The organism is Pantoea sp. BS_8, from assembly GCF_041954965.1.
Lineage (GTDB): Bacteria > Pseudomonadota > Gammaproteobacteria > Enterobacterales > Enterobacteriaceae > Pantoea > Pantoea stewartii.
On sequence record NZ_JAVAXU010000016.1, the window covers coordinates 40,776 to 67,316 of the forward strand.

General features: G+C 57.3%; 32 protein-coding genes. 4 read left to right on the top strand and 28 right to left on the bottom strand.

Going from position 1 to position 26,541, the window contains the following annotated elements; all coding sequences use genetic code 11:
• Positions 1-5: 5 nt before the first annotated feature.
• Genes RAC65_RS20740 through RAC65_RS20785 form a run of 10 tightly spaced genes read right to left on the bottom strand, consistent with a single transcriptional unit; the run spans position 6 to position 7,825 of the window.
• On the bottom strand, positions 6-2,816 hold the full coding sequence (locus RAC65_RS20740) for a conjugative transfer ATPase (protein ID WP_375097190.1): 2,811 nt from the start codon (positions 2,814-2,816) through the stop codon (positions 6-8).
• The gene (locus RAC65_RS20745; RefSeq protein WP_014606826.1) at positions 2,817-3,233 is read right to left on the bottom strand and encodes a TIGR03751 family conjugal transfer lipoprotein; all 417 of its coding nucleotides are present in this window, start codon (positions 3,231-3,233) and stop codon (positions 2,817-2,819) included. It lies immediately after the preceding gene.
• Positions 3,220-3,447 carry a hypothetical protein gene (locus RAC65_RS20750; protein WP_104933060.1) on the bottom strand — a complete coding sequence of 76 codons (228 nt, stop codon included), beginning with the start codon at positions 3,445-3,447 and terminating at the stop codon, positions 3,220-3,222. The genes RAC65_RS20745 and RAC65_RS20750 overlap by 14 nt, the downstream gene beginning before the upstream one ends.
• Positions 3,447-4,970, bottom strand: coding sequence for a TIGR03752 family integrating conjugative element protein (locus RAC65_RS20755; protein ID WP_375097191.1), 1,524 nt, complete (start codon positions 4,968-4,970; stop codon positions 3,447-3,449). The genes RAC65_RS20750 and RAC65_RS20755 overlap by 1 nt, the downstream gene beginning before the upstream one ends.
• Positions 4,967-5,854 carry a TIGR03749 family integrating conjugative element protein gene (locus RAC65_RS20760; RefSeq protein WP_263759169.1) on the bottom strand — a complete coding sequence of 296 codons (888 nt, stop codon included), beginning with the start codon at positions 5,852-5,854 and terminating at the stop codon, positions 4,967-4,969. Before RAC65_RS20760 ends, RAC65_RS20755 begins: the two co-directional genes overlap by 4 nt.
• A complete protein-coding gene (locus RAC65_RS20765; protein ID WP_174261268.1) occupies positions 5,854-6,513 on the bottom strand; it encodes a PFL_4703 family integrating conjugative element protein in 660 nt (219 codons plus the stop codon). The genes RAC65_RS20760 and RAC65_RS20765 overlap by 1 nt, the downstream gene beginning before the upstream one ends.
• The gene (locus RAC65_RS20770) at positions 6,510-6,884 is read right to left on the bottom strand and encodes a TIGR03750 family conjugal transfer protein (RefSeq protein WP_263757088.1); all 375 of its coding nucleotides are present in this window, start codon (positions 6,882-6,884) and stop codon (positions 6,510-6,512) included. Before RAC65_RS20770 ends, RAC65_RS20765 begins: the two co-directional genes overlap by 4 nt.
• 9 nt (positions 6,885-6,893) lie before the next feature.
• Entirely contained in the window at positions 6,894-7,259 is a 366-nt protein-coding gene (locus RAC65_RS20775) for a TIGR03745 family integrating conjugative element membrane protein (RefSeq protein ID WP_263757089.1), read from the bottom strand.
• A 12-nt stretch (positions 7,260-7,271) separates the two neighbouring features.
• Positions 7,272-7,511 carry a TIGR03758 family integrating conjugative element protein gene (locus tag RAC65_RS20780; RefSeq protein ID WP_172913444.1) on the bottom strand — a complete coding sequence of 80 codons (240 nt, stop codon included), beginning with the start codon at positions 7,509-7,511 and terminating at the stop codon, positions 7,272-7,274.
• Positions 7,508-7,825 (bottom strand): RAQPRD family integrative conjugative element protein, encoded by a 318-nt coding sequence (locus RAC65_RS20785; RefSeq protein ID WP_375097192.1) that lies wholly within the window; start codon positions 7,823-7,825, stop codon positions 7,508-7,510. Before RAC65_RS20785 ends, RAC65_RS20780 begins: the two co-directional genes overlap by 4 nt.
• 173 nt (positions 7,826-7,998) lie before the next feature.
• Here RAC65_RS20785 and RAC65_RS20790 point away from each other — a divergent pair, with 173 nt between their 5' ends.
• The 3 genes from RAC65_RS20790 to RAC65_RS20800 are packed head-to-tail and all read left to right on the top strand — an operon-like array spanning position 7,999 to position 9,324.
• Positions 7,999-8,460, top strand: coding sequence for an STM2901 family protein (locus RAC65_RS20790; RefSeq protein ID WP_019105577.1), 462 nt, complete (start codon positions 7,999-8,001; stop codon positions 8,458-8,460).
• A complete protein-coding gene (locus RAC65_RS20795) occupies positions 8,460-8,777 on the top strand; it encodes a DUF1493 family protein (RefSeq protein WP_375097193.1) in 318 nt (105 codons plus the stop codon). The genes RAC65_RS20790 and RAC65_RS20795 overlap by 1 nt, the downstream gene beginning before the upstream one ends.
• A 34-nt stretch (positions 8,778-8,811) precedes the next feature.
• A complete protein-coding gene (locus RAC65_RS20800) occupies positions 8,812-9,324 on the top strand; it encodes a GNAT family N-acetyltransferase (protein WP_375097194.1) in 513 nt (170 codons plus the stop codon).
• A gap of 73 nt (positions 9,325-9,397) precedes the next feature.
• On the opposite strand, the gene RAC65_RS20805 is transcribed toward RAC65_RS20800, so the two are convergent.
• The 9 genes from RAC65_RS20805 to RAC65_RS20845 are packed head-to-tail and all read right to left on the bottom strand — an operon-like array spanning position 9,398 to position 16,844.
• On the bottom strand, positions 9,398-10,159 hold the full coding sequence (locus RAC65_RS20805; RefSeq protein WP_375097195.1) for a TIGR03747 family integrating conjugative element membrane protein: 762 nt from the start codon (positions 10,157-10,159) through the stop codon (positions 9,398-9,400).
• Positions 10,146-12,260 (bottom strand): type IV conjugative transfer system coupling protein TraD, encoded by a 2,115-nt coding sequence (gene traD, locus RAC65_RS20810; RefSeq protein WP_375097196.1) that lies wholly within the window; start codon positions 12,258-12,260, stop codon positions 10,146-10,148. The genes RAC65_RS20805 and traD overlap by 14 nt, the downstream gene beginning before the upstream one ends.
• Positions 12,257-13,051 carry a hypothetical protein gene (locus RAC65_RS20815; RefSeq protein WP_375097197.1) on the bottom strand — a complete coding sequence of 265 codons (795 nt, stop codon included), beginning with the start codon at positions 13,049-13,051 and terminating at the stop codon, positions 12,257-12,259. Before RAC65_RS20815 ends, traD begins: the two co-directional genes overlap by 4 nt.
• A 3-nt stretch (positions 13,052-13,054) precedes the next feature.
• Entirely contained in the window at positions 13,055-13,471 is a 417-nt protein-coding gene (locus RAC65_RS20820; protein WP_375097198.1) for a hypothetical protein, read from the bottom strand.
• A gap of 53 nt (positions 13,472-13,524) precedes the next feature.
• Positions 13,525-14,157, bottom strand: a complete 633-nt coding sequence (locus RAC65_RS20825; RefSeq protein ID WP_375097213.1) for a restriction endonuclease — start codon at positions 14,155-14,157, stop codon at positions 13,525-13,527.
• On the bottom strand, positions 14,157-14,687 hold the full coding sequence (locus RAC65_RS20830) for an integrating conjugative element protein (RefSeq protein ID WP_194761752.1): 531 nt from the start codon (positions 14,685-14,687) through the stop codon (positions 14,157-14,159). The genes RAC65_RS20825 and RAC65_RS20830 overlap by 1 nt, the downstream gene beginning before the upstream one ends.
• Positions 14,684-15,301: a lytic transglycosylase domain-containing protein gene (locus RAC65_RS20835; protein ID WP_375097199.1), complete on the bottom strand. Its 618-nt coding sequence runs from the start codon at positions 15,299-15,301 to the stop codon at positions 14,684-14,686. The genes RAC65_RS20830 and RAC65_RS20835 overlap by 4 nt, the downstream gene beginning before the upstream one ends.
• On the bottom strand, positions 15,280-15,993 hold the full coding sequence (locus tag RAC65_RS20840) for a TIGR03759 family integrating conjugative element protein (RefSeq protein ID WP_375097200.1): 714 nt from the start codon (positions 15,991-15,993) through the stop codon (positions 15,280-15,282). The genes RAC65_RS20835 and RAC65_RS20840 overlap by 22 nt, the downstream gene beginning before the upstream one ends.
• Positions 15,994-16,004: 11 nt before the next feature.
• Positions 16,005-16,844 (bottom strand): plasmid transfer protein, encoded by an 840-nt coding sequence (locus RAC65_RS20845; protein WP_375097201.1) that lies wholly within the window; start codon positions 16,842-16,844, stop codon positions 16,005-16,007.
• Positions 16,845-17,046: 202 nt separating this feature from the next.
• Between RAC65_RS20845 and RAC65_RS20850 the strand changes: the two genes are divergently transcribed.
• Entirely contained in the window at positions 17,047-17,244 is a 198-nt protein-coding gene (locus tag RAC65_RS20850) for a hypothetical protein (RefSeq protein WP_206116493.1), read from the top strand.
• A 55-nt stretch (positions 17,245-17,299) separates the two neighbouring features.
• On the opposite strand, the gene pilV is transcribed toward RAC65_RS20850, so the two are convergent.
• The 9 genes from pilV to RAC65_RS20895 form a co-directional block, all read right to left on the bottom strand.
• Positions 17,300-18,730 carry a shufflon system plasmid conjugative transfer pilus tip adhesin PilV gene (gene pilV / locus RAC65_RS20855; protein WP_375097202.1) on the bottom strand — a complete coding sequence of 477 codons (1,431 nt, stop codon included), beginning with the start codon at positions 18,728-18,730 and terminating at the stop codon, positions 17,300-17,302.
• Positions 18,731-18,735: 5 nt separating this feature from the next.
• Complete coding sequence (locus tag RAC65_RS20860; protein ID WP_375097203.1) at positions 18,736-19,422, bottom strand: potassium transporter TrkH; 687 nt, start codon at positions 19,420-19,422, stop codon at positions 18,736-18,738.
• A complete protein-coding gene (locus tag RAC65_RS20865; RefSeq protein ID WP_375097204.1) occupies positions 19,419-19,904 on the bottom strand; it encodes a lytic transglycosylase domain-containing protein in 486 nt (161 codons plus the stop codon). Before RAC65_RS20865 ends, RAC65_RS20860 begins: the two co-directional genes overlap by 4 nt.
• A gap of 4 nt (positions 19,905-19,908) precedes the next feature.
• Complete coding sequence (locus tag RAC65_RS20870) at positions 19,909-20,493, bottom strand: type 4 pilus major pilin (protein WP_375097205.1); 585 nt, start codon at positions 20,491-20,493, stop codon at positions 19,909-19,911.
• A 9-nt stretch (positions 20,494-20,502) separates the two neighbouring features.
• On the bottom strand, positions 20,503-21,618 hold the full coding sequence (locus RAC65_RS20875) for a type II secretion system F family protein (RefSeq protein ID WP_375097206.1): 1,116 nt from the start codon (positions 21,616-21,618) through the stop codon (positions 20,503-20,505).
• The gene (locus RAC65_RS20880) at positions 21,608-23,170 is read right to left on the bottom strand and encodes a GspE/PulE family protein (protein ID WP_375097207.1); all 1,563 of its coding nucleotides are present in this window, start codon (positions 23,168-23,170) and stop codon (positions 21,608-21,610) included. Before RAC65_RS20880 ends, RAC65_RS20875 begins: the two co-directional genes overlap by 11 nt.
• A 7-nt stretch (positions 23,171-23,177) precedes the next feature.
• Positions 23,178-23,681, bottom strand: a complete 504-nt coding sequence (gene pilP / locus RAC65_RS20885) for a type IV pilus biogenesis protein PilP (protein WP_375097208.1) — start codon at positions 23,679-23,681, stop codon at positions 23,178-23,180.
• The gene (pilO2, locus tag RAC65_RS20890; RefSeq protein ID WP_375097209.1) at positions 23,668-24,957 is read right to left on the bottom strand and encodes a type 4b pilus protein PilO2; all 1,290 of its coding nucleotides are present in this window, start codon (positions 24,955-24,957) and stop codon (positions 23,668-23,670) included. The genes pilP and pilO2 overlap by 14 nt, the downstream gene beginning before the upstream one ends.
• A 2-nt stretch (positions 24,958-24,959) precedes the next feature.
• Positions 24,960-26,541, bottom strand: a 1,582-nt coding sequence (locus tag RAC65_RS20895; RefSeq protein ID WP_375097210.1) for a PilN family type IVB pilus formation outer membrane protein, incomplete at its 5' end; no start/stop codon positions are given.

A 26,541-nucleotide genomic window follows, 5' to 3' on the forward strand; every position in this document is an offset into this window, starting at 1 on the left:
CCCTGTCAGTGAATAAGACCACGGCTCTCGTCAAGGCGACGTGCAACATGGTAAACGGCCTCAAGTTCAGTACATTTAAATTCATTCATGATGGCCCGGCGTTCTGCTTTCTCTTCTTTTTCCGTCATGCCCAGCGCCAGGTAGAGACTCGGCGGTACGGCCCGAAACAAGGCCTGCGTGTTAACGGAAAGAATGACGCCCTCGGTATACTTCTGGGGAAGTTTTTTGGCCGAAAGCAGCATGGACTTTTGCTCATCTTTAAGCGTCTTGAAGCGTGCAATCTGCTCAACCTCTGCCGGGGGCATGACCAGACAAATCCACCACTCTGCCATGTTGAGCATTTTTTTTGCCGTGTCCGGAAAGTCCTCAAGGTTCTGGGTAAAAATCCACAACCAGGCACCTAACTTACGCCACATTTTGGCGATTTTCGTGGCATAGGGTCCGAGCAGTGGGTTGGTAGTGACGATGTGCCCCTCATCAATGGCCACGATAATCTGCCTTTCCAGATACTGATCGCGCTCGGCGATGTTATTAATGGTGTTCAGCAGGGAAATCACCGCTACGGCTCTCTGGGCCTCATAGCCCTCCCGGGCAAGCGTGGCAAGGTCAACGATGGTGACATCGGCCTCAGGCCAGGGTGTGCCTGGCTTGTTGAACAGGTCACCCTCAAAGCCTTCCGTGAACATACGCAGCGCCTCTGACATCTCCTCGGCGCGTGCGCGTCGGGCCGGCGTGCGTTTCTCCCGGCCGTCAGCGCCCTGGCTGACATCATGAGCGATGTCCTGCAGCGCAAACATCAGGTCCTCGGGCAGCATCTGACGGGACTCGGCGTAAACCTTACGGGCTGCATTCATGATAGCTTCGCGGATCATCCCCCGGTCGGCACGCGACAGTCTGGATTCTTCTGCGGCTTCTCCACCGGTAATCATCAGGCGGGCGGCAATTTCCATTTCTCCCAGAACATCACGTTTACCTTCTTCATCATCCTCATCCACAACGTCAGCGTCTATTTCCGGTAAATCCTCCTCGTGGATGAGCAGCTTTTCGGGCTCCACTTCCAGCAACAGGTGTGAGTCAGCAAAGGGTGCCAGCGATACGGCTTTACCGGGCTTAATGCTGACACGGTGAACGCTGAGGCCCAGCGACGCACAGTAGTCACCGAAAAGGCCGAAACTGTTGCCTGCTTCGACCAGGACAATGCGAGGCCGGTAGATGGCCGCCATTTGCGTCATCTTGTCCACCACAGTGGCAGACTTGCCGGCACCGGTCGGACCAAACAATATAAGATGCGCGTTCTGGGTGCGGTCCGCTTTATTGAGCGGATCAACAGACAGAGGACCGCCGCCCCGGTTAAAAAAGGACAGGCCGTGATGGCCTGTGCCGGTATCGCGCCCGTAAACCGGCACCATACAGGCGAAGTGCTGAACAAACATCAGGCGCGTGTACCAGTTCTGGCGGTCGTGCTGCGGGTTAAAGCACATCGGCAGCGCCCGCATGTAGGTACTGAGGGGACTGATATCGTGCTCCGGATTGACCGGCTCCAGTCCGCAGTTCAGCAGCTCACTGCTGAGGTCACGGTAGCGTTCGCTGAGGGCGTCCTCGTCCTGACCTTTTATGAGCAGGGTAATGGCCGCCCGGTACATCTTGTGTTTGTTACCCAGATACGTGCGGGCCGTGGCGGCATCCTCGCGGGCCCGCATGGAATCGACGTTTTCTCCCATTGAGCTCTTACTGAGACGGGAAAAATCCTTCTCAAGCCTGTCCTGGGGTTGTACGACGAGCGTCATGGCCAGCACGGTGCCTTCCGGCAGAAGGTCCATAATGGCGTTAATCTTTTCGCCGCGTTTAACTTCACCCGTGAGGTGTCCGGTCTGAGGACTTTTACGGAGCCGGGCTACCGGCACCGCTTTGTGGGCGACGTTATCAAACCACCAGATGCCCTTGTCCGCATCGCTGCGGGGGCGGGTAAACCACAGGCTTTCACTGAAGTCATTGAGCAGCGGCAGGTCACCGGGCGCATCATCGCGGTAGCGGGCGCAGCGGTACAGCGTAGCTTTGTCCGTCCACTGCGGGGCCGGGTTGAGCCAGCGCAGCAGCCAACTGTGTATCTGCTCGCCGTTCTGACGCACGGAAAGGATGCCGGCACCTTTTAATGCAGAGGTCAGACGGTCACAGACCTGATTCAGTAGAACCTCCGGCGCCATGGGGTCGCGGTAAGGCTTTTCCACCCAGCGGTATACCACCATGCGCGTACGGCGTATCTGTCCGCGCCAAGGCGCACCGGTCACGGTTTCATCAACGAAGAGACCTTTTTCAGTGGCCACGTTTTTGAGATGCCTCTCCTGCTCGTTCAGCCAGGCCTCGGTAAACGCCGTCCCCTGTGCGCGGGGTCTGACGTAGCCCCGGATGGAATCCATGTAAGCCGACAGATCGGTGTCGTCCTGACAGAAGCACTGCACCACCCACTGATGTGAGTCCAGCTCGGGAATACTGTCCTGCAGGGCGTTTTCAACCACGTTGCGGATTTCCTCCAGACGCCATTCGGGACGACCTTCGGTGCCGACGGGATTGATCTCATAGACGGCACCCACAGAAACGCCGTCGTCGAGAAGGATGCACTGGTGTTCCGGCAGGTATTCTCCCCAGGGAACGTGGTCAATAATGGAGGGACCAGTGGCATAAAGACCCGATTCATCGGCATGCGTCAGGCGGCCGTCGCGGGTAATAGGCTCATGGCCCTCAATGGAAAACGGCCCGTTACCGTACTGATGTTCAGTCTGCGCTTCACGCCTGCGGCGAAAAAGACTAAAGGCCATTTACAGCGCCTCCGTGCGTTCGCCGGGCAGCGCATACTGCACCTGGCTGTAAAACGGGAACACGGTACTGTAGCCCGGCACCGGCGTATTGCCGTCGGCCAGATGCGGAAACACATACATCACCATGTCCGGATTGGGCAGGCGCGGAAACGTCTGCTGAATTTCATTTTCCTGGGTGCGGCTGTAGCTGTCCCGGGTCTGTTGTCCGATCGTGCGTTCGCTGTCGGAGACCGGCCGGCGCAGCGTGGTGCGGCTTTCAGCGGTGGCGTGCGTGGTGGATGCGCCGTTGTTCCAGAGCTCCAGCATGGTGCTGTCACCGGGGGGCAGCATTTCATCTTTGGAGGTGCTGCAGCCGCTGAGCATCAGCGCGGTCAAACCAGCCAGTGCCAGCGCCGCCAGAGGTTTACACTGATGCATCAGGCACCTCCGGGGCTGGGTGTTCATTATAAAGGGAGGCGAGACGCCGGAATTTACCGTCTGCAGTTCGCACGACTGTTTCACACTCAAGCCCCATCAGCCTTTGCATCACCGCCGCCGGATTGCCCGCGGGACCAGCACTTTCAGCCAGATGCCCGGCCTCACAGGCCCGCACATAATCATTTAAATTACTGGTTGTTAGTTCATTTTTCATCAGTCCATCCCCGTGCCTGAGCCTGCAAGGCTGAAGTCATACTTCACCCTGCGGCCTTTTTCTTCATAGTCGATCGCCAGCTGGCGGGTAATGTGCAGCGCCACGGTCTGACCCGGCGGCACGTATATCGCGTCAAACGTCTGCCCATAACGCTGTTTTACCCAGTCCACCGTTTCTTTCATGCTCCCGGACAGCGATTTACCCAGCACGGCCTGTCCCGCATCACCGGTCAGGGTCTGCGTCACGCCGCCCATGGCGTTGGTCTGGCCCGTCATCTGGTTCTGTGAAAGGGCATCGCCGGCAGCGGCAGCGCCGGCCAGCAGGCTGATAGTCGGCAGATAGGTAGAGGCGTTGCTTTTACGGGTGCCGGAGATGCAGGGAATGCCGTTGTCATCTGAAATCCAGCCAATGCTGCTGTTGCCGTTTCCGCTGCTGTTCTGTGAATTCTGGCTATTACTGCCGCCGTTCTGGCTGTCCGGGGCGGGGAGCGTGCGCACCGTGCCGTCCGCGAACACAAACGTGATGCTGGTAATGGACCCGCGCACGCAGGACAGCGTCCAGTCACCGGTCGCCGTACCGGACACGATGGCACCCTGAACGTCCGGCAGCTCGATCCCGTTGGCCGTCAGGTTGTCTTTGCCTAACATAACCTTGAACGGGTACGGATCAGTGACTTTGCCGTCAATGGGAACGCGGCCAAGCAGTGCCGTCATGGCGCGACTGCCGACCAGCGTGGAGTTTTCCGGCAGCGTAAACACCGGATCGACGGGTTTGACCGCATCCGGCACAGCCTGACTGACAGCTGTGGAAACCGCTGCGCCGGCCTGCTTACCGGCGTCACCCGCTTCACCGAATGACGAGGCAAACGAGAAGCCGGTCGCGCTGTTTTTATTGCTGTCATTCACGGGTTTGCCGCTGGCATCCACCGGGAGTCCGTCTTTAGGTTCGACCCACTGCAGGCCATCTGAGGCAGGGGCTGACATCGCGACGCTGCCACTGGTGCCGTTGTCATAGCCCAGACCAATCGGAATGTCGCTGCCGGGTGCGCTGCTTTTGTCAGGCGTTGCGGCATTTTTGTTTTTCAGTTGCTCAAGCATCTGTCCAACCTGCGAACTGAGGTCGGAAACCTGTGCGCTGAGTTTGGCCCGCTTCTGGGCCTCGTCAGCCCGGGCGTTTGTCACCGCTTCGTTGATTTGTGCATCCACGTTACTGTTGGTCTTTTTCAGATCCGCGTTTTCCTCGTTAAGTTTTTTGTTGTCGTCGGCGAGCGTATCCAGCCGGTCCTGAACGCGGCGAAAGTTGCCCACTATCGTGCGCAGGGTATCCTGAGGCGTGTCGCCTTCAACGCCCAGCGCCTTGAGCTCATCAGGCGTCAGGTCTTTCAGCGCTGCATTGGTGGTTTTTTGCGTCGACGTCGTTTTGTCCTTTGAATCCGAGCAGGATTTGACGCCCACGACGAGGGCGACGGTCAGCACCACCGGCACCGCAATTTTCACTATCAGGTTTGTGCCGGGCTGGCTCATTTCTTCGCCCTCCGTGCCGTTTTGGGCATGACTGATACAGGTTCAGCGATAAACGCACCTTCAGGGCGTCCCTGAATGACCAGGTACACGACCGTTGTGTCTTCCGGCGTGCCGGCACGGCCCAGCCAGCGGTGCTGAAAGGTGGCCGTCTCGAACTGGCCCTGCAGCTCACGCGGGTCGAGGACCACCTTATCGGCCGAGTTGTTACGCACCTGCAACGCCACCACGCTGTCGCCCATCAGGCTCCAGGCCGCCATCGGCGTGACCGACACGGGCTCGCCGGGCATCAGCGTTGTAATGGACGATGGCAGCTTCAGCGACACGGGGCTGATGCCCGGCACCGGCTCCACCGTGCGGACCGGCCCGTAGAGGCTCTGTGCCGCATAGCGGGTCAGCACCACTGGCAGCGGGGCGCTGAGTTTTGGCGGCTTGCGTGCCGGCGCTGATTCAGCCTGGGCATCAGGAGCTGTGCTCTTACTGCTGCTGCCAGCATCGCCGCTCACCGACTGTCTGTCACTGGCCGTTGCCGTGGCCACTTCACCGTCATACACCAGTTTTACCGGTTCGCGGGTCACCTTGCCCGGCACGGCGCTGACATCGAGGAGGATGATTTCACCGTTTTCCTTGTTCTGCAGCTCAATGCGCGTCACCGGAAAGGCCTCTCTGGCATCAAAGTAAACAGCGCCGCCGGTGCTCTGAATACGCACTTTGCCGTTAAGAGACGGCGGGAAACCCACGCGCACGTTTTTATTCACAAACACGATGCGCTCCTGGCCGACGGTGAGCGGTATCTGCAGCGGAATACGCTCCCACTTCATGAGCTCAACCGCCTGCGTCAGGCCAGAGACCAGCAGCAGGCACAGAAGTATCAGAGGACGTTTCATCACTGGAAGACTCCTGATTTTTTCTCTGGCTCCACCTGCGGCATGGCTTCGAGCTGCTGCGGCGTGGAGGCATAGCAGTCAAGCGCCATGCCAAACGGGTTGCGCGCCGGATCACCTTCCCAGCGCACGACTTTGAGGGGATAACGAACAAGCGCCCGCTTGACCTTCTCGGCGTGGTAATACTCGTCAGCTATCAGGTCGAGCCGGACCACCCAGCGATCGTCACTCAGGATGTCGACGCTGCTGTCGCTGTAGCCGCGACGGGGAATTTCATACACCACGCGCACGCGGTCCTTGAGCTCGCCGCTGTTTTTACGAAACTCATAGTCCCTGTTCAGAAAATCCTGGCAGGACGGCGTCAGGTAAGGGCTGAGCTGGGCAATCTTCGCCGAATAGTCCACCTCACCGTTGGTCGGCCAGGCGTTGAGCTGCTGGAAGATGTAGAACGCAAAGGCGTACACCGTGTAGGGCGGAATAACCCACCATTTCTGTGTGCTGCCGGAGCGCAGGTCGGGGGGAATGTGGATGGTCATGTCCGAGGGCGCACGCATCCAGCCGACTGAGGTGACCAGCATGCCGGCGAACAGCAGCACGCAGGCAATCCGCAGGGAAAAGATATGATTATCACGCGCCGTGATACCGTTACGAAACCGGCTCATAAACTCCTCCTCATTGCCCGTACAGACGTGCGCTGCAGCTCCCAGGCGCGGCTGGCCAGAATCATCGAACGCGACAGGCCCAGGCGGCAGCGTATTTGCTCCAGTCTTTGCCAGATGTAGTTCTCAGGCTTGCCGCGCTTGTAGGCAGCAATCCAGTTCCCGCCGAAAAACACAGTAAGAATCGGCATCAGCAGCATGCAGGTCGGAAATGCCAGCCAGCCTACGTGCGGCACCAGACAAAGCGGTACGGCCATCGGAATGCCCACAATACTGCCCGTGCCTGCCGCCAGCAGAAACTCGCCGGCGGTAAATCCCCGGTATACCACGGGCGGGTAATTGAGCCGGTCTGGGAGAAAGTCGATAACGGCCATGGTTGCTCCTCAGAGAATGTCAGCAGCCTGGGTCACGAGGTAAATCACCACCAGGATGAGAATGATGCCGACTACGCTGAAAAGAATGAGTTCGGTCCAGGTGTTTTTGCCATTCTTAATTTGATGAAACGAGGTAATGACGGCGTGCGCAACGGCGAGGAATGCTGCGACAGTGACAAAAAGACCAAAACCTAAACCGGCCATTTTTGCGTAGCCCATCCAGGTGTTCCATATCCCGCCCCCTCCGCCCGTTGTTGGTAGCTGAACAGGAGGAAGGCCTGCCCGGGCCTGGCCAGCAGCCAGTGCCAGAGGCAGTATCAGCAGCGTGGCGCGGAGTCGTGCGGCATGGCACAGCCTGACAAAACAGGATTTCATAATGGTGTCCTTTCAGTTAAAGAAGAAAAACAGGGTCAGCAGCCACAGGAGCGCCAGACGGATAAACGTCTCGGTAAACTGCCGAAACGTCACCGTTTTAGACGCGAGGCCCCGGTACGCCTGGACCAGTGCCCAGGCAGAGAACAGCAGGATGACGATGGCGAGCGCGCTCAGGATCAGAATGTTCAACTGGGAAGGGGTAAGGCTGCCGCCGCTGCCTGCCGCCCAGCCGGAGGTCTGAGCGCCGTTCATCGCCACGCCGGCTCCTGTGCCCGGTACTGTCCGGTCACCGAGGCTGAACCGGTGTTAGGCTGAGCCCGGGACGGCTCCAGATAGCTGGAAATGCCCCGTTTCATAGTGGCGATGTCGCGGGTTGCCTGCTGATAGTCGAAGTAAAAGCGGGCATCCTGATTCTGGTTCGCCACCACACGGGCGCGGTCCAGGCCCGCCTGAACCTGATCCAGTTGGCGCATTACCAGCGCGAGCTCATCCTTTTCGGACGCATGGCACGTCATGACAGGCATGACGCAGGCAAGGAGTGCAATGAAAGGGGATAAACGGCGCATGTATGGCTCTCCCGGGTAACAGATGACGGTGAGAGTGACGCAACCGCGCCCGCCTGACAGCAGTAAAATCTTTATGGATTTCTGAAAATAAAAGCAGATTGTTTCTGGCGAAAACCGCACCGGCTGGGCGATGATTAATTAAACAATGCATTCATATCCGGAGCTGAAGGCATATGGACACGACCGAAGAGCTTAATGGCACGTATTTCTATGGCGGATACAGTAACGTTACCCACGTCCAGTTGTTCTGGCTTGTGGGCGTTCAGGTGGTGAGTGAGCATCTCGGACTCGCGGCGACCGACGCGGCACTGGTTCTGGCGGGACAACCTCTTATTCCCACCCGCGCAAAACCCGGTAGCGCCACAAAGGGCACCTCAGTCGCCTCTCTGGCTTCCCGATACCTGCTGAATTACCGTTTTCCAAAAGGCATGTTACTGCCGACACTCAACGGCAAAACCATCAGTCAGTTGCACGTTAGCTGGACCAATCATCTGGGGGCGTTCGTAGGCCGCAATGTCCCGTGGCTGGGCTGGATAATGACGTTTACCACGGTCTACAACATCTTTAACGATATCCGTAGCACCTACAACCGTGTTGCCCGGCCGGAACACCGCATCCAATGGACCTATTTTTAATGGACACCCTGACCGAAGAAATCATTACCTTTGTGAGAGATAACTATGCCCGCCGTCGCTTTATCTTCTGGGGTGAACGCCTGCCAGTTACGGCAGACACCCGCATTCGGGATGACCTGAAGCTGACTATAGAGACGGCCGAAGCGATGATGAAGGAGTATTTTGAGCGCTGGAGTGTTCACAGTCAGGGCTTCAACATCAGAAATTATTTCCACCCCGAATTGCCAGGAACGAGAGACGTACCTGACCCTCATAAGCCACTGACCGTCAGCATGCTGATTGAGTCGGCCCGGGCTGGCCACTGGCTTTTCCAGTAAGGCGAAACAGTCACCCTTTGTCAGGAATAAATGAATGACTTTAATTCTGCGCGAAGCAAGGCAGTGTGATGTTTCGCTCCTGAGTGAGCTGGGTGTCAGTACATACACCCACCATTTTAAGCAGTACTGGACCCACAGCGAGGAACTGGACGAGTTCCTTAATCAGGAGTATTCGCCACAGGTCATCGAAAGCAGCCTTGCTGACCCTTCCGCAGGCTGGTATGTAGTCGAGACGTCGGCTCCGATCGGTTTTGTTAAAGTCATATGGCGATGCAATATTCCGGGAACGTCGTTAAATGGCACTCTTCTGAAAAAACTCTACCTTTCAGAAGGCTCAACCGGGAAAAACTACGGTCAACTCATATTTAATGAAGTTGCTGAGATGGCCAAAGAAAGAGGTAGTGACTTTCTGTGGCTTGAGGTCCTTAAAGAAAATACCCGTGCACGCAGATTTTATGAAAGACAGGGTATGACGTTTATCAAAGATAATTTTTATAACACTGCTACCCAAGATGTTACGGTGCACGTTCTGGGCATGAACCTCTGAATCCTCTTTTTAGCCATAAAAAAGGCCTGCAGCAGCGCAGGCCCTCCGGGCACATCCCCCGCAAGCACACACATCACAGATACTTTTTAAATGACGCGGTCACAACAGCCAGTACGCCACCAACCAGCAGCGCAGAGGGCAGCAAAAACAGATTTGGCCAGACTGCGGTCGGCCATGCCAGATACAGCATGCAGGGCCCGTAAAGCGCAGGCTTAACGAAGCGTTTAGCGTGGTGATAGACAAAACTTGATTCGTAGCCTGCCCCGTAGCGACGCAGGTCACGCCTGACCAGTCCCTCAACGATACCGGTGATGATGACCAGCCCGAACAGCGGAATGCTGAGAAACAGGATCATCACGCGGATAAAGAAAATCAGCGTCACCCAGAGCGTGGCCTGCAGGTATTCTCCCAGCCTGCTGATGAGGGATGCGCCGAAGCCGTTCAGGGACGGAATGAGGCCGCTCCCTTTCCCGCTTGTTTCCCTGAAAGAGGCCAGCCAGTGACTGAATCCACTGTCCACAAACAGCCAGTGCCAGGCGGCCTGAACCCAGCGGGTGATGGTTTCCACCGGCGTGGCCATCAGCAGGCTTCGGGTATACCCCGAAGACAGCCAGTGGCTTTCGGCCAGCATCACCTGATAGCTGTGCGTGGCACCCTCGTCCGGCCAGAGGAACGTCATGCATGCATATTCAACACCCAGGCTGACGAACAGTGAACCAATCAGGATGCCGATGATGCTTAGTGGCATGTCCCACAGCAGCAGCGTAAAAGGGCCCGGGTGTCTGTGTTTCGCGGGAGCACTCTGCCGTGTGTTCCCGCCATCATTCTGGGACATGAAGGCCTCCCGGAATACCGGCATCGCCACCCGTCCACCAGGATTCGCCGCTGTGGTAGTTTTTCTCCATCGTGTCAGCCAGCTGTTTCAGACTCGCCGGCATAAAGCGGTCACTGTCGTCGCTGACCGGCAGCGGCATACGGATTTTCCAGAGCCTTCCGCCTTCCAGCAGGGCAAAGGCCTGACCTTTCGGCAGATTGATGATGTCAGAGGGGCTTATCATCGGCACCTTAACCAGCGTCACCTGATCGTTAACGTTGCTGTTGAAATCCGTGCCTTCACCCGGGCGGGAGACATCGGTTACCCCAGACGTCAGGGTTTTCTGGTAGACCCCCACTTCAGGTAACTGGTCGGTCATCAGCATGGCCGTGTTTTTTTCGCGAACCCGGAGCATGACCAGTGAGTTAAAGTTACCGATGACCTGACTGGCTTTGGCCGCATTCCCAATCCTGGCTTCAATGTCGGACAGCGTCTGCGTGTAGGCCGTAACCTGAAAGCCGGCACCGCCCCCCTTGTTTATGAGCGGGATAAACTCATCGCCCATCAACTCGTTAAACTCGTCGCAGTGCAGGTTGATGACGGTCTTACCGGCTTTTTTGTCACCCTCATCGCCCAGACCAAACTTATAGATATGGCCACCTTCAGAGACCAGGTCGGCAAACATGCTGTTTCCCACGGCGGCAGCCACAACCGGGTCAGACAGCGCATCGAGACCAACATAGACCACGCCGCGAGACTTGATGATGTTGTGCCAGTCGAGGATCGGACGTGGGTCGCTGAGATCGGTGTAATCAGGTGCCAGAAGCGCGGCCGTCTTGCCTGTGGTGAGTTTCTCCAGCAGCGGCAGCAGCGACGCCACGATTTTGTCGAAGTACGTCCGGTCATACTGCACTGCACTGCGCAGGCCATCGAGGACCGGGTCCCAGAGCTTTTTACCCTCAGGACTGCCGAGCACCTGCTCAGACGCCCAGATTTTCTTGCCGTTATCCCGCCCCTGGAGGTGTCGTGGCAGATCTCTGTCTGCTAACGGGAGCGCCATCTTAGCCTGCATCGCAGCGACCAGCTCTGGAGCCTTTTCGCTAAGCAGATTATCGACATAGGTCTCATACAACTCGCCGATGTTAGTGACGTAACGCAGGATCAGGCTGTAATCCGGACGCTGGCCAAGGGCGACCAGCGCACGGGTGATAATGTTAACGAACCGCCATGCAAACTCACGGAAGGCGGCAGAGTTACCCTCGCCGGAAAGCTGACCCGCGACGCGCGACGCCACCTCGGAGATACGGCTGAAACGACCGACTGCGTTATAGCGGGCGCTGATGTCCGGCCACCCCAGATGAAATACCCAGAAGTTATCCTGACGCCCGGCGCGGTGCGATTCGGCATACATACGCCGGAGCAGGTCTGCATCGCCTTTTGGGTCAAAAACAATAACCACCTCAAATTCGCCGGCGGCGTTCCGTCTGCGGATATCCTGGGTGATCAGCAGTTCTGCCAGACGGGTTTTACCGACGCGGGTGGTGCCCATAACCAGCATATGGCCCACGCGCTCGCCAAGGTCAGACATGACGTTGACCTCATCAGGCTCAACTCCGTGATAAACGGAACTGCCGCCGACCGGGGGCAGCGGCCGGAACGGGTTTAAGGCAGAGTCTGCCGACGTCAGCCGGCACAGCCATGGCAGGCTGTACTCCATCTTTTTTTCCAGCTCCCGGGCCATGCGGTACATGACCGAAGGCTGAACGTAGATTTCGCATTCAGGACGGCGGGCCTCCATCAACCGCTGCGTGTGCCGGGGGGACCACTGAAAACCTTTGCCGAGGAACAGATGCCGGCGACTGACCGGTATCTGGTCACTGGTCAGCGCATAGCGGGAAAGGCGGCGGATATTGCGGCGGTAGCGCAGTATTTTTAACCCCTGAGAAGTGCGCTTCAGCGCCAGCACGCCAAAGCCGGCGGCGGTTACCCAGCTGACCGAGGGCGCCAGTGCAACGGACCAGGGGGCCGTCAGACAGATGAATGTGGCGCTGCCGGCAACGGTTGCCGAGTACATCTCGACTGCAGGACGGAGCAGCGACTCCATGACATAGCGATCGCTCAAAAATCTCTCCTGCCAGACAGCCAGCTGAAAACACCATTACGCTTAGCCATGCGTCGTTCACGCCAGAGCCTGAGCGCAACCAGCAGCTCAATGCCCTCAGCAGGAGCAGTAATTTCACGGGCTTCGCTGACAGCTTTGACAGCCGGATTTTGCTCATAACGCCGGCTCCACGAGCCGGTGCTGAAATAAAGAGAGGTGGAATAAATGTCTGTTTTCCAGCCAGGATTACTCTCTCTGCAGCGGTGAACGCGATTAACGCTCAGGTCCATGAAAAAACCCTGCGCCGTGTGCAAACTCAGCTCTTCCCTGAGGGCGAGGAATACGTCAAGAAGCGGCACATTGAACTCATAATGATTCAGTTGCACACCGTGCAGATAAGACTTTCCCAGATATTGAAACAGAAATCGTGCCAGGGCGGCACGGTGATTACCGTCTGCGCCAACATACCAGTCAATGCCGTTGTAGCTGTTAAAACACATTGCGGGCTGTTTTGCTGCTATCTCAGAATAGTAAGACGTGTAGCACTCATAGTAAGCCTGATTGCTCTCAATGAGGGCAAGATTACTGGCCATATGTTTGCCCTGGTGCAGAAACTCAAACCAGCTGAGGCCCTGATAATCCGGATGTGATGTGCCCTTGATGCAGAAAACGTTGATCGTGCCGGATTCCGTCCAGTGATGTCGTTTGAGAAAACCGGCGTGCTGAAAAAGCAGTGTGTCATCCCAGGTTTCGATAATCTCGCCTGCCCAGTGCGGCGGATTTGCGTCAATTTTCGACAGAAATTCGCTCATGGCTCAGCCTCTTTGCTTGTCTGTCACATCACCACCGCGACCCGACCCGGCATAAACAATTTCCTGTCTTAATACACGGTCGCGCATTCTCATAAATTCGCGGTTATATTCGCGACGCAAAAACAGCAGTATGTCTATCTGGAGACTCAGCAGGATTAACACCGGCCACATCTCAGGAAACTGATGGATTATCTTTAACAGCCCGCTGCAGGCGCTACCCAGGGTGAACACCGGACTGGCAAACAAAAGAACAGGAACCGCCATCATGAGGAGGGTCAGGACTGCGGGGAGGAACATCAATGGCCAGAGGAACACGGGCTTCAGCAGGTACATAAACAGCAGGAAAATATAATTCAGCAGGCTAAGTAAAAGGAGGAACAGGGATTTGAATGCATGGCCTGCGTTCAGTGACTGCAGCACGTTAATGGCAGCGACCGGGACGGTTCTGAAGAAAATACGCATAAAAGACTACCTCAATGGCGGGATGAAGGGGCGCTGAAACCGGACTGCAGCTTCAGGTGATGAAAGTTGTCGGGGAAATCCAGCCAGCGCCGGTCGCCGGCAAGAAGCTGAAGCAGACGATTGCCGCTGATGAGCGTGACATTTGGCCAGCATCTGAAGGCTTCACGACTGACTTCACCCGTGCGCCCGGTATGGATGAAGAGCCCACTGCACGCTTCCTTACGGGCCAGCTCTCCGAATGCAACAACGTGTTGTGCGTTGATAGTGGCACCGTAGCGCTTCGCCTGAATCAGCCAGCGCTGGCCGGCTATCCAGACCTGGCCGTCCATGCCGCCATCTCCGCTGTAGCTGGCGTTGCGTTTGATACGAAATCCCTGGCGGGATAGTGCCGTCAGCAGCATCTCCTCAAACACATAGGGATTCATTTTGCGCAGCCACACCATCCTGGCAGCGTCATCACGCAGCTGCGGCAGGCGGGAGAGTGCTGATGCGGCGCGTTTCTGATAAAGGCGATGGCGCCTCGCACTGGCGCTCCTGAGACAGAAAGGAGAAAGCAGGCACACCAGAACAAGGGCCAGCGCCACAGCAACCGCTACCTTTAACGGATGTCCCCTTACCAGCTCCGCAATAACAGACACCGGTATCACTGGGACAGCCCCTTTTCGGTAATCAGCACGGGGTAATGGACCAGGTGCAGGCGGCGGGCAAGATCACCGCCGCTGACCGGCACCATCTCTGTGGACGGCACCAGCGCACGAAGCGCGCTCAGAGCAGCCGCGTCTTTCACGCTCACGACCATACCCGTGGCATGCATCTGACTGAGCGCTGCCGCATGCTGTGAAAGCCACTGTTTTGAAAGGCTGTCGTCACCCACCACAAACACCGGCGGCATGCCTGAAAGCTCAAGCGGCTGAGGAGTGACCGGGCCCGGGCTCATTTCCGGCGTGCTGACGGGCAGCATGTCGGATATGGACAGCGATTCAGGCGGTGCTGCAGGCACGGAGGGTGAACCGGCAACAGCATCTTTGTCAGCGTTAATGGCATCAAAGTACGGCGCTGTGGGCTCACCACCCAGGTCTCCGACCACAACCAGCGCCGCGCTGGCCCCCGTGACGACGGAGAGCAGACACGCGCTGAACAGAGCGTTACGGATAAAGCAGTTGCGTTTCATCATTTCGGTTCGATCCAGGTAAGGGAGTTACTGGCGAGCTCGACCGGCATGACAGACTGTGCACCGGATGACACCGGGGCAATCTGGCCAAGCTTGCGGCGAACGATGGCGATGTAGGTCTGCGCCTCTTTACCGCCGGCCGGATGGTGATAACAGCCAGCCGCGTTTAACCAGCTGCCGGGGCGTGCTTCGTAACAGGCGCGAAGTATGCGGGCGGCGGCACGGAGGTTGAGATACGGGTCAAAGGCGTCGCGGTAGGTCGGAAAAAAATGCCCGTTCCAGCCCAGGTTGACCTGAGCCACGCCGACATCGATGTTCTTCAGTGGCCAGCGCTGCATGAACCCCAGCAGGGCGGCGAAGGCCGCTTCACGCGTTTCATAGTGATAACCCCGGCCGGCTACGTTGATGGTCCACGGCCAGGGTTTTGCACCCCATGCGGTTTTGCGGGTGCTCTCTGCCATGGCCAGTGAATAAAGCGACTCCGCCGGCACCCGCTCTGCTGCCGCTATCTGCCGGTAGGCATCCGGAATGACCTGGCGGCTGTCAGTCGCACTGCAGGCGCAGCTGACAAGGCAGACCACTAAGGCCGCCTTTTTCAGTACGCCGCGACCTGCCATCCGGTCTCCCCCTGCTGCAGAATGACCGGCATCTGCCCCATGCCGTACCTGAACCACAGGCCATTGTCGTGATTAAGGGTTATCTGCCGGCTGCGGACTTTTTCCACAGGAATGTTGTGCTTAACGGCCCAGGCACGCAGACCGTCATCGCTGTCGATGCCGACCAGATACAGGTCGACAGGACGGTTATCAGCCAGCACGGCGGCAAGACGCGCATCACAGCGTGAGCAGTTCTCCTTCAGGAACAGCGCCAGGCGCCCCTGCGTGTCGTGCGCAATGCCGGCCGCGTTGGCGCCCATGTTTACCGCCAGCGTTTCCGGATAGAGGCGAAGCCAGGCGGCGTTGACTTCCCGCTGGAAAGCCAGCTCCTTCTCGGTTCGCTGATATTCGTGTTTGACCCATAACTCAGCCAGTCGGCGACGTTCCGCGCTGTTATCGGTTTCCACACCGAGCGCCGTGAGCGGGTCCAGCCCCGGTGACATGATCCCACGCTCGCCTTTCATCAGGGTCTGATAACGACTCCAGTCGCTGGCAGAAAGGCCCCACTGCTGGGCCTGCTGTTGTGTATTCTGCTGTGATGAACTGTTTTCCTGAATCGGCGCAACAGTGCTGTGCATTTCATAATTCGGCGGCAAAGCGGCCAGCGCCCATAAAGGCATTAATATGAGTGTTACAGTCAGTGTTTTTCTCATGATTTGTCCTTTTACTGAACCTGAAGACGAACGGCACTGCCGTTAACTCTGAACAGCGCTGCATTGCCCTCAAGCGCACGCAGGGTCCAGCCCATAAAGCCGTCCCCGGGTGAGAGCAGGCGCATTGAGGAAATCACGGTGACGCCACGGGGAATGACGACGGCGAAGGTCTGGCCGCCGCGTCGTTCGATGCCGGTCAGCTCAAACGGTGCAGCCAGCATCACCGCGTGCCGGACTGACCGTTTAGCCTTTTTTGGCGAGGTAACCGCCCTTTGAGACGGCTGCGGCTTAGCCTTTTCCGGCTCAGGGGCTTTTGGCGTGGCCACCGCCTGCTGTTTGAGCGCCTCAACAGCCGAGGCTGACGTCTGAACCTCCTGGCGTAACTGCCCCAGCTGTTGCTGCAGTTGTTCAACAGACTGCTGATCGGAGAGGCTTGCATCGCTGAGCTGATTCACACGGGTGCTGAGTTTGAGCTGTTCAGTCGACAGAGAGGTGACTTTGTCCTGCACCGGCGCAAGCGCTGACACCTGTTTTTCCAGCGTTTTCAGCTTTTCCTGCATGATGGTAACGTTCGAAGACAGCTGGCCAATCTCGCCGCTGCGGAAAGCGGCATCCAGGGTGTTAACCCGGATAGTCAGGTTCGACACGCGTACAAGCAGGACCGCAGAAGCCGTCAGGGTGCCGAGGAGAGCGATAACCACAAAGGCCGCACCACCCTGACGCAACAGTCGCCGTATGTCGGGCGACCGTTTTTCAGGGGCTGGCGAAAAAACAACGGGCTCATCTGTTGTGATGCTGGCCCCCGAAACGGGCGCAACCAGTTCATCAGGTGAGGCATGGGAAAGTGACATCGGTGAATTCCTTATGGCTGCACAGCAGAACGGCCATAAGGTGCAAAATTAACGCAGCACTGGCGATGATTAACTCATCAGCCGCTTTCAAAGATTTATGAATCCGTTACAGGCTCCTCGGGAGCTTTAAATCTGACTGACGCAGCTTTACGGAATTTTTTGCAGGATAACTCCGGTTGTTCAACAGCGAGGAGGAAAGCACATGAAAGCGGGATTCCGTTTTGCAGCTCTGTGTATGTTCGTCACCTTTACCGCAATGGCCAGAGACATTCCCCATGTCAAACCGCTGCCCTGGCACCGCAGCGGCTATACCGGCCATTCGGGTATAGCCGATACGGCTGAAACACCCGACGAACACATCAGAGAAGAGCAACCCCGGGTATCCCGGTCAGCAATATGAAATTCAGACCGCCAGAGGGCGGTCTTTTATTGCACGCCCGTTCTGTATAAAGACATCACTGGTAAATGAAGCCGTTGAAGGCGCCCGGTGAACACCCGTATTCGGGCAGGGGATTGGAAACGATGCTGTAGCTCGTATTTGCCGGCACCTGAAAGCTGATAAATCCCGCCTTTGCCCAGCCCGTATTGTTGTCGTGCGCCTGCGCCACAAACTTTCCTCCAGCGTAACCGACAAGGTCATAAGTGTTAGAGCAGTCACCATCGCCAATTTGTCTGTGGACAGTTGACGCGCCGCCCGTAGCATAAACGGTAATGGTATAAGGCTGACCGTTATAACCATTATACTGCCCCGTGATGTATCCCAGGTCACCGTACTGACCGCTTGATTTCATCCCCACCCATTTACCATCTTTGCAGGAGAGTATCCCGCCACTCCAGTCGCGGCTGACCAGACCGTTTGGCCCGCAATCCGCACCGGGATTGTTTACCCCGTCAAGCTGCAGGACATCTCCCGTGGAGAGCCGGCCGTTTGATCTGACCGTTCCGCCCTGTAGCTGTCCGCCGGTGTAAATGCTCTTGTCGTTGACCGCGCGAACCCAATCGTTATCCGACATGTAAAAACCGCCGCCGTGCGCTTCATCCAGCCAGCCTTTACCGTCCCGGGTGATGAGCCAGCCACTGTTACTGCGAATATCGCCGTTCGCCGTGATGTTACTGCCGGCAGACATGTTGCCGCGAGCATTCACATCCTGACCCGTTACGGTGCCGTTTGCCGTGACGTTGCTGCTGAAATTGCCGTTTGCCGCGTTCACATTACCCGTATTGTTCAGGTCATTTCCGCCCATATCGATACTGGTATGCATGGTGTTGAGGTCGGGTTTGCCGTTCACCGCAAAGCGGTATAACCGGTCACTCTCTGCACGGGAGGCGCCGAGGTCATCCGTTGTCAGAAGTGCCGCGATATGGCCGGGGGTGGTGTTTGCGTTAAAGGTCTGAAGAGGAGCCGACCAGCCGCCCCGGGCGCCGGTAACCGTGCCCGCTGTATCGATGTAGCCGCCCATCCCCGCGTTGATGCTGACGGCTATCTGATCCATGGCCAAAAAGGGCAGTGGATTCCCGTTCTGCGTGTAAACCAGCGCCTGCAACTGGTTATTCTGAGACGGATTACGCACCACCGTGGCCAGATATTGCTGACCATAATCGTTGTTTTCTGTAAATCCCGGCTCCAGAAAACCCGTATTTTTCAGCATGGCCGGCGTCACCGTTACGGGCGCAGTCGACAGCAGCGTATCGTAGTAGCGGCCCGTGTAGCTTTTCACGGCCAGCGTGAACCGGGAGGCCTGCGTGGCGCTCCTGAGCCAATTTTGTCTGTCATTCCAGTCGCGAACCAGCGAACCGCCCCAGACAGACATATAAAGCAAAACCATGAGTGCAATCCCGGTGCTGACTATGGCCCAGCCACGATCGTGAGATTTTTGAGCAGGCATGTCATTCACCAGATCACAATGGGTTGATAGAGCTGAATCAGGGTCACTGTCACGGCGCCCGCTGACAGCCATGGCCCCAGCGGACCGCCTTCGCCCGTATGGCGTTTCGGCGCCTGCCAGAGTGTAAACATGACAACGCCTGTTCCGATCGCCCAGCAGCCGTCTGAAAAGCCGAGCCAGGCTGTGACTGCGCCAGCCAGCCACACGTCGCCCAGCGCCGGGTTTTCTCTGCCGTCGCGCATAATACTTAACTGACGTAAAGCACCGACCATGACGAGGACGACCAGGCAGGCAACTGCGTGATCCGCCACGACAGACAACGCGGCGCCGGAACCTTCACTGACGGGCTTCCAGAGTGAAGCCGCCAGACCGGCCAGCAGACAACTGATGGTCATGCGTCGCGGCAGTAAACCCGTCAGGGCATCAGTCAGCGTCAGCCTGAAAAGAAACAGGATGAAAAAAAACGCAGGCAGTCGCTGTGACAGTGGAGAGAGCATGACCACCGTGGCGGCCGCAGCAAACAGCCAGCTGACAGCAGTGGCGGTGACCTCCTGCTCCACCCGGTTACGGGGGAGGTAATACAGGCCGATGCTTTTACGGACGTGTGTGGCGATAAGGCTCAGCAGTGAGAGAAACACAGGAAACAGCGCGGCAGTAAACTGCCAGGGCATACTCAGGGTCAGCAGTGTCACAGTTTTATTCCCCGCTCTTTTAACAGCAGTTTTTTATAAATGGCATAAACGCGGTTGGCGTAGGACTCGCGGGTTTCATGCCGGTCTTTACGAAATCCGGCGTTGTACGACCCCAGGCAGTTCCAGCTGATACCACAGACCTGAAAATGCGAGGCCAGAATCCAGGTGCCTATCTGCACGTTGAGGCAGGGTTTCGTCAGCAGATCCTGTGAACTGCTGATAAAGCCCTGCGCCACAAGCGACGGAATATGCGAAGAGTTCACCTGCATCAGTCCGTAATCCGTGCTGACAGCCTGCCCGGTTTTCGGGTCAAGATTGATGTGGGTCACGCCAGGATGGAGGCTGCTCTCACCCGTCGCGATTGCCTTAATCAGAAGCGGGTCGATATGATATTTAGCGCCCGCTGCGTCAAAGCAGAATGCCTGCGCGCGGGCACAAAACAGCGTCATAAACATCATCACAACCAGCACCGGGCGGGACATAGCATCAGCCGTTGTGGGTCACGACAATCGTGTTATTGCCAGTGCGTCCGCTGTCTGCGGTGCAGGCCTGTGCGATTGCCTCAGAGCTGGCACCATCGCTGAAATCCGTGCTGTTGATGGTCAGCGTGTTGGAGGTGCCGGATGAGTTCATAGCGGATGCAACATCAATACAGGCTGACTCCGGGAGGCTCTGGCTCGTGACTGAAAAGGCGTTGTTATACCCATTGACCGCAACCGGGGCGATGATGACCTGACCACCGTAACTGTTTGTCAGGGTGGCAGTACCAGACGATGGCGTGCCGTGAACGGTATAACCGGACGGTGCGAGATCTTTCTTAATAAGAATGCCTGTCATGGAGGCACCGCTGGAAAAATCGTATCCGTAACGTCCTTTAAGGGCCACGCCGTTGCTCAGCATGGTTTGCAGGCTGGTGACCTCAACGGCGGTGTCTTTTTTGTGCAAAAGTTTCCAGCCGGCTACGACCACAGTGGCAAGAACAAGGAGAGTACCCATTACGATATAACCCTGTTCACTGAACCCCCAGCCCCGGTCCGGGTGAACTTTTACGGTATTGTTTGAAACAGACATGGCATGTCCTCAGTGAAGGTTGAAAGAGCCTGTATCCTGAAGTTGCATAATCATCAGAATGATGAGTGCAAAGAACCCCAGAATCATGAGCATTGATAAAAATTTGATGGTGTTGGCCCTGCGGGCGACACGTTTCAGTGTCTGCTCAAGCCAGCGGTCGGCATAGTTGCTGATCATTTCGGCTGACCCCTTGCCGTCATCAAGCAGTGACAGGTAGTTAACAGCCTCACGACTGGGGAAGTCATAGCCGCACTCACGCAGCGCCATGCCGAGAGAATTCCCCTCGCTCATGGCGTCCATGGCGGCCTCAATGCGCTCCTGCAGCCAGGGGGGAGCAAAACTGTTGAGAAGCTCCAGTGCATCAAGCTCAGGGACCCCGGCCCCCAGAAGCGCACCGGTATTCATCAGAAACACCGCTCCCTGAAGATCCTTATACAAAGACCAGGGCAGAAAGTTATCGGCGATGCGGCGCAGGCTGCCGCGCCACCGGGGAAGTGACCAAAGGCTGGCCACAAGCAAAGCCGCAGCGGAAAATGCCGCTGCAGGTCCCCACTGAGCCGTCCAGTCCGAAAGGTCTTTCATGAAGCCGAGAGCCCCCGTCCAGCCTGCCGGGTCGTTAATGTTACTCAGCATCGGAATAAGCGCGAGGTTATTGACGCCCAGCAGACTGCCACCCAGTACAACCAGTACCAGCGGATAGACAGAAGCAAAAACCACCTGATTAAGGATGCGCTGGCGGGCTCTGATGAGTTTGTCTGCCTGTACCAGGGAGACCGGAATTTTCCCTGTCCGCATTCCCGCGCTGATGAGCGCCGCTTCTTCGTAAGGCACCCATATGGCCAGCACGTCGCTGAGCGTCCGTCCCGGGGTGTTATCACTGAGCCCTTCAAGACAGTCATCGATCAGTTCCCGGTAGGGATGCCACTTCTCACCAAAACTGGTGTGCACATCGCCAATCATCTTCAGGGAAATGTCCAGCGGCTTGCGGTTTTCCAGCAGAAAACGCATGTTTTCGTAAAACACCTGACGGTGTGCACCGGTAAAGGTCAGCCTGACGGCGTGATAGCGACATTTTTCAAAAATGGACATGTCCCGCTCAGTGCGAAAGCGCAGGTTACGCGACATGGGGAACCTCGCAGCGCATCAGCTCATCCTCATCCAGCGGGCAAACCAGGTCACCTTCAAGCGGGTCAACGCGGCCCTCAGCCAGATAGCGCAGCAGGTGCATCACGCGGGTGATGCCGCCTTTATTTACCCAGTACTGGCGGGCCACGGCCGGTCCATGATTGAGCCACAGCTGCATCATCATCGCGTCAGTACGGACGACTTCTACCACGGCAGTTCGGCCGGTGATGCCTTTGCTGACAACGCGCTTTGTGATCGGAATGACTTTACGACAGCATTCACAACCTTCCGGATTGCGAAAAAAAAGCTGCCCGGGGTGGCAGACACCTTCAACTGTGCAATATTTTTCCAGACGTTCACGGGTATCACTGTCCAGTTCAGGCGCTTTCTCAGCCCAGGGGATTTTGCAGCTGTCACAAAGGACCGGCACAAGTCGCTGACCAATAAGGCCTGTAATAAGGGACGAATCGGCCAGCAGCTGTCGATTGATGCCAAAATGCTCCATGCGACTCAGGGCGCCGATAGCGCTGAGTGTATGCTGGGTAGACATGAAAATATGTCCCGTTTCGGTGCCGTAAATGCCCGCCATAATCGAGTGGAAATCACGCATCTCACCGTTCAGGATGGCGTCGGGATCGAGTCGCAGCGCGGAGGCGTTGGCGTTGTTCCAGGCCCGGCTGATGGCTTCCGGCGTACTGTCATCGGGCATCACCGGCGTCTGGATTGCACCGGGTATAAGACCTTCTGGAGGGTTTTCCAGCGTCAGCAGGCGTTTTTTACCTCCAGTAATCTTCAGCCAGATATCGCTTAACACGCGAAGGGTGGCGCTTTTACCGGAACCGGTCGGACCGGTCACCAGCACCATGCCCGACGGCAGGCGAAGTATCTGTGTGATGATTTTGATCTGTTCGTCCAGAAACCCCAGCTGAGACAGTGTGGGGATGTTTTTACTGTCATCGGGGATCATGCGCATGACCACAATGAGACCGTCCGGCGTGGGGCGGTGCTCGTACCGGGCACCGAAAAGGCCGGCCTGACGCGCAAATTTAGAATTGATGCGCCCGGACTGCTCGCGCCCCGAGACAAAAGACTGTTCGCGCACGTCGCACATGGAAATATACTCAGTGGATGCCAGCGTCGTGCCTTCCTCGTCGGTCAGCTCGTCTGTCACCTCAAGCTCGCCGTGGATGCGCAGCTGAATCACGGTAATTTTACGGTCCCCACTGATTTCCATATGAATATCTGATGCATTCAGTTCTTTAGCGAGGCTGAAATAACTCAGCACCTTATCCTGTGAGCGGCTGACGTCTTTTTTGTCGAGGTCGTTTTCCGTGACAACCAGCCCCTGGGCAACAGCCCTTTCACGGCGCTGGCTGAGTTCACTGAGCGTAACGAATTCTGTTTCTGCGCCGGGGTGCTGTTTAGCCATATCCACGGCCCAGCGCTGTATGGCCGGGTCCTGACGGCGGTTTTTATCAATGAGAAGCGTCACACCCTGAACAGGGTGGTGCTCGGCAAATACAAAGTCAGCAAATTCTTTAGCCGGTTTCATGGTCACCTCAGAATGAAAGTTCGGTGTCGTCACTGAGACGCACAAGCGTTTCGGTCACGGCCGTCACGCGTTTTGCCGTGCCGGGTATCTGGTCGCCTTTCACCACCTCGGCGATACCGCCGCTCGGCAACAGCAGACGGGCGCGGAGCTGGCCGGGCTTACCGTAAATCTCGACCAGCCTGATGCTGGCAGACTTAGGAGCTGCTGAGCTGCTCTCTTTTACCTGTGAGGAGGATGACGGCATCTGCCCAGCCTGGGGGTAAGAGGAGAGCGGCGGAACGACGGCTGAAAGCGCTGGCGCAGACGTGACAGGCGCCAGGCTCTCACGCAGCTGCTGCTGCAGTCGCGCCGTCTGTACCCTCTGCTCAAGCAACAGGTTTTGCGCCTGAGCAGATTCCAGCTCGCCCAGGGTGACGTTGGGCGGAAGAGAGCCGCTGTCTGCTGCCTGAGCGTGATGCATCAGCGTCCATGACAGCAGCAGACAGATAACTGCAGGGCTATTTCTGCGCATAAACGCTCCCCTTTATGGTGTAATTGAACTTCGCCTGCTCGTTCATGGTGATGGCCACGCTCGTCAGACGAATCCCCGTCGCATCCAGACCCTGAAAAAGCAGATCGGGCAGCAGGCGGGAGTTGATGATGAAGGTGAATTCCCGCCAGTCCTGCGGTGCTGTTTTCATTTCCTGCCCGGGGGCGAGAACAGGCGGCTTAACTTCGTCAAACTTCACATCAATGTTTCGCCGCTGCAGATGAGAGATAAAGCGCATCAGAAGTGCATCAGTACCGGGCAGCTTTTCATCTTTAAACATCTCCGCGTTAACCCGGGCAGGGATAAACACATCCCCGTTTTTGCCGCCTTCCTGAAGATTGAAGACCGCATCGAGGCCAAACAACTCTTTGACGCGTTTAGCAAAATCGCTCACCGTCGCGCCCGGCGTGGCGGTATAGCGCAGGCGGATGCCCTTCGGAATGCATTCCGCATCTGAAACGCGCCAGCCGGCAACAGAGGCGTACAGCGGTTCACGCGTCAGCCAGCAGAAGCTGAGCATCACAGGCACCGGCAGCTGATGCGCCCAGGGATGCGGCGCTGAGGCAGGCAGCACAGGTTTTGCCGGCGTCATGGCCATCCTTGCGCGGAATGCGGCTTCATCGGCGGCCTGTCTCGCCCGTTCGCTGAGGGTGTCTTTGGCATACCAGCCGGCATACAGCAACACCATCAGCAACAGTGAAGGGAGTGCGACTTCCGCCGGGCTCAGGCGACGGCGGAGACGGCAGCGTTTGAGCTGAGCGCCTGTGAGGCCAGAGGTAACAGATAGAACGCCGATGTTTTCATCCGCTGCAGCAACACAGCGGAACTCACCTGATTCGGAATCGTTAAAATGCAGGAAGTTTCTGGCGGCGGACTCTGCATCAGCCCGGGTGCCGGTGAAGTCGCCCATGACCGAGAGGTGCCCGTTGCTTATGGCAAGAAACACCCAGCTGTCATGCTCACGGCTCAGTCGGTATATACCCCAGGCATTGCCGCTTTCTTTGAGCTGAAAGGCCAGAGCCAGTGAATACAGGCCCCTGCGGGTCCGGCCCGGGGATACATTACCCACCAGAGCATGCGAACGAGCCCCCTGAATCCGGTAGTGCGTGTCCGCTGCCCGTGTGCCGTGGCGAAGCCACTGAATACCGGACTGAGCCTCCTCCCACTCCATGCCGGCCACCCATTCGCGGCGGTTTTTTCTGTCCCTGACCGTTACGCCGGAGCTGAGCAGGCGTGACGCTTTTTTAGAGATTTTCATCGTTATTGCCCCAGTAAAACCGGTGTCACCATGATGACGAGCGTTGAACGGCTCTTCGCGCCGCTCTGACCGCCGCCCAGAAGGAAGTTCTCAGGCGTAAACGTCCCCTGCATGCTGGAGGAGGCGTTCTGCTGTTCTGAGCCGGTGAGCACCAGCGTCTGCCCCGCGCGCAGATTGACCTTGCGGGCAAGGCCTTCGGTCGCGGTGTTGGCCACGTCGTTACGGGTGTTCCCGTCTTTGCTGATAAAGCTCTGAATGTTTGGTGGCGTGGTGTAGCTGAAGGCAAACTGAAGCTGGATATCGCCATTTTCCTGCACAAAAGGCAGCATGGTGATGAACAGGCCGGTGGTAATGCTGGTAACGGTCTGGCTGGACGTCACACCCACGTTGGCCACCGCCGTGGAGCTGGAGCTGTTGAGCATCCCGGTATTGTTGGACAGCTGGTAGGCTATTGGCGTCAGGTTGGCCGTCGGGTCAGTCTGGTTCAGCGCCATCGTGACCGTACCCTGCTGCTCAAGCGCCCTGAGCATGAGTTGTGAGCCGGAAAACTTCTCAGCTCCGCCGGTTGCACTGTTCAGGATGGACAGACCAAAACTCCCCGCATTGGCCGGGGCGCCGGTAAAGGTGCTGCCGACGCTCGCACCCAGCCCTGACACCGTTTTGGCAATCAGGCCCCAGTCCAGTCCCCGGTCGACGTTTTTGGTCTGGGTGACGCGAACAATCTGCAGTGTCAGCTGTACCTGACGTTTCAGTACTTTATTCTGGTAATCGATATACCGGCCGACCCTGTCCAGTACGTCAGGCGTGTCGGTCACGCTGAGCGTGCCGGTGGCGTCAGACAGCCAGTAACGGCCGCTTTTTGGCGTGAGTATCTGCTCGACCGTTTTGCGGATATCGTTATAGAGGTCGCTGTTCATGCCGTAGTTGGTTTTCTGATTCGAACTGACGTCGCCTTTGGTGCCGCCTGTTCCGCTCTGGTTGCCCAGCTGAGCACCCGCCCCGGAGGTGATGGACGCGGAGCTGTCGACTTTGGTATTGAGGATGGCGAGCTGGAAGGTGCGCGTGTCCTGAATAAAGAAATCCACACGCCCCGTTGTGCGGCGAACGGAGAGGCCCAGCGTACTGGCGGCAATGTTCAGGGCTTCCTGCGCATCGCCCTGAAAGCGTGTTCCCTGGAACAGGACAGGTTCAGACGTCGACATGACAGCGGACTGCGCCGGCATACCCATCTGTGCCAGCGGCACCCGGCCGTTGTCGTCAGGTGCAGGAAGGCGACCGCTCATCTGCGACGTGACGACGCTGCCACCGGCGGACTGCAGAAGTGCTGCTGAAACCTCCGGCGAGATGTAAACCCGGAAGCCACAGAGGGCATTAATGCGGCTGGCTATCTGCGGCAGCGTCAGCCCTTCGGGACTGTTAAAATACACCGGACAGGGCGGCATTCTGACGTCGTCCGGCGCCGCAATGGCCGACTGAATGGGTTTCAGGTTAACCCAGGGCTTATCCGCCCACACGACAGCCGGCTGCGTCATATCCAGGCGACTTTGCAGTATCCGCTGTGCCGTGTCGCCCTGCATATTGTTG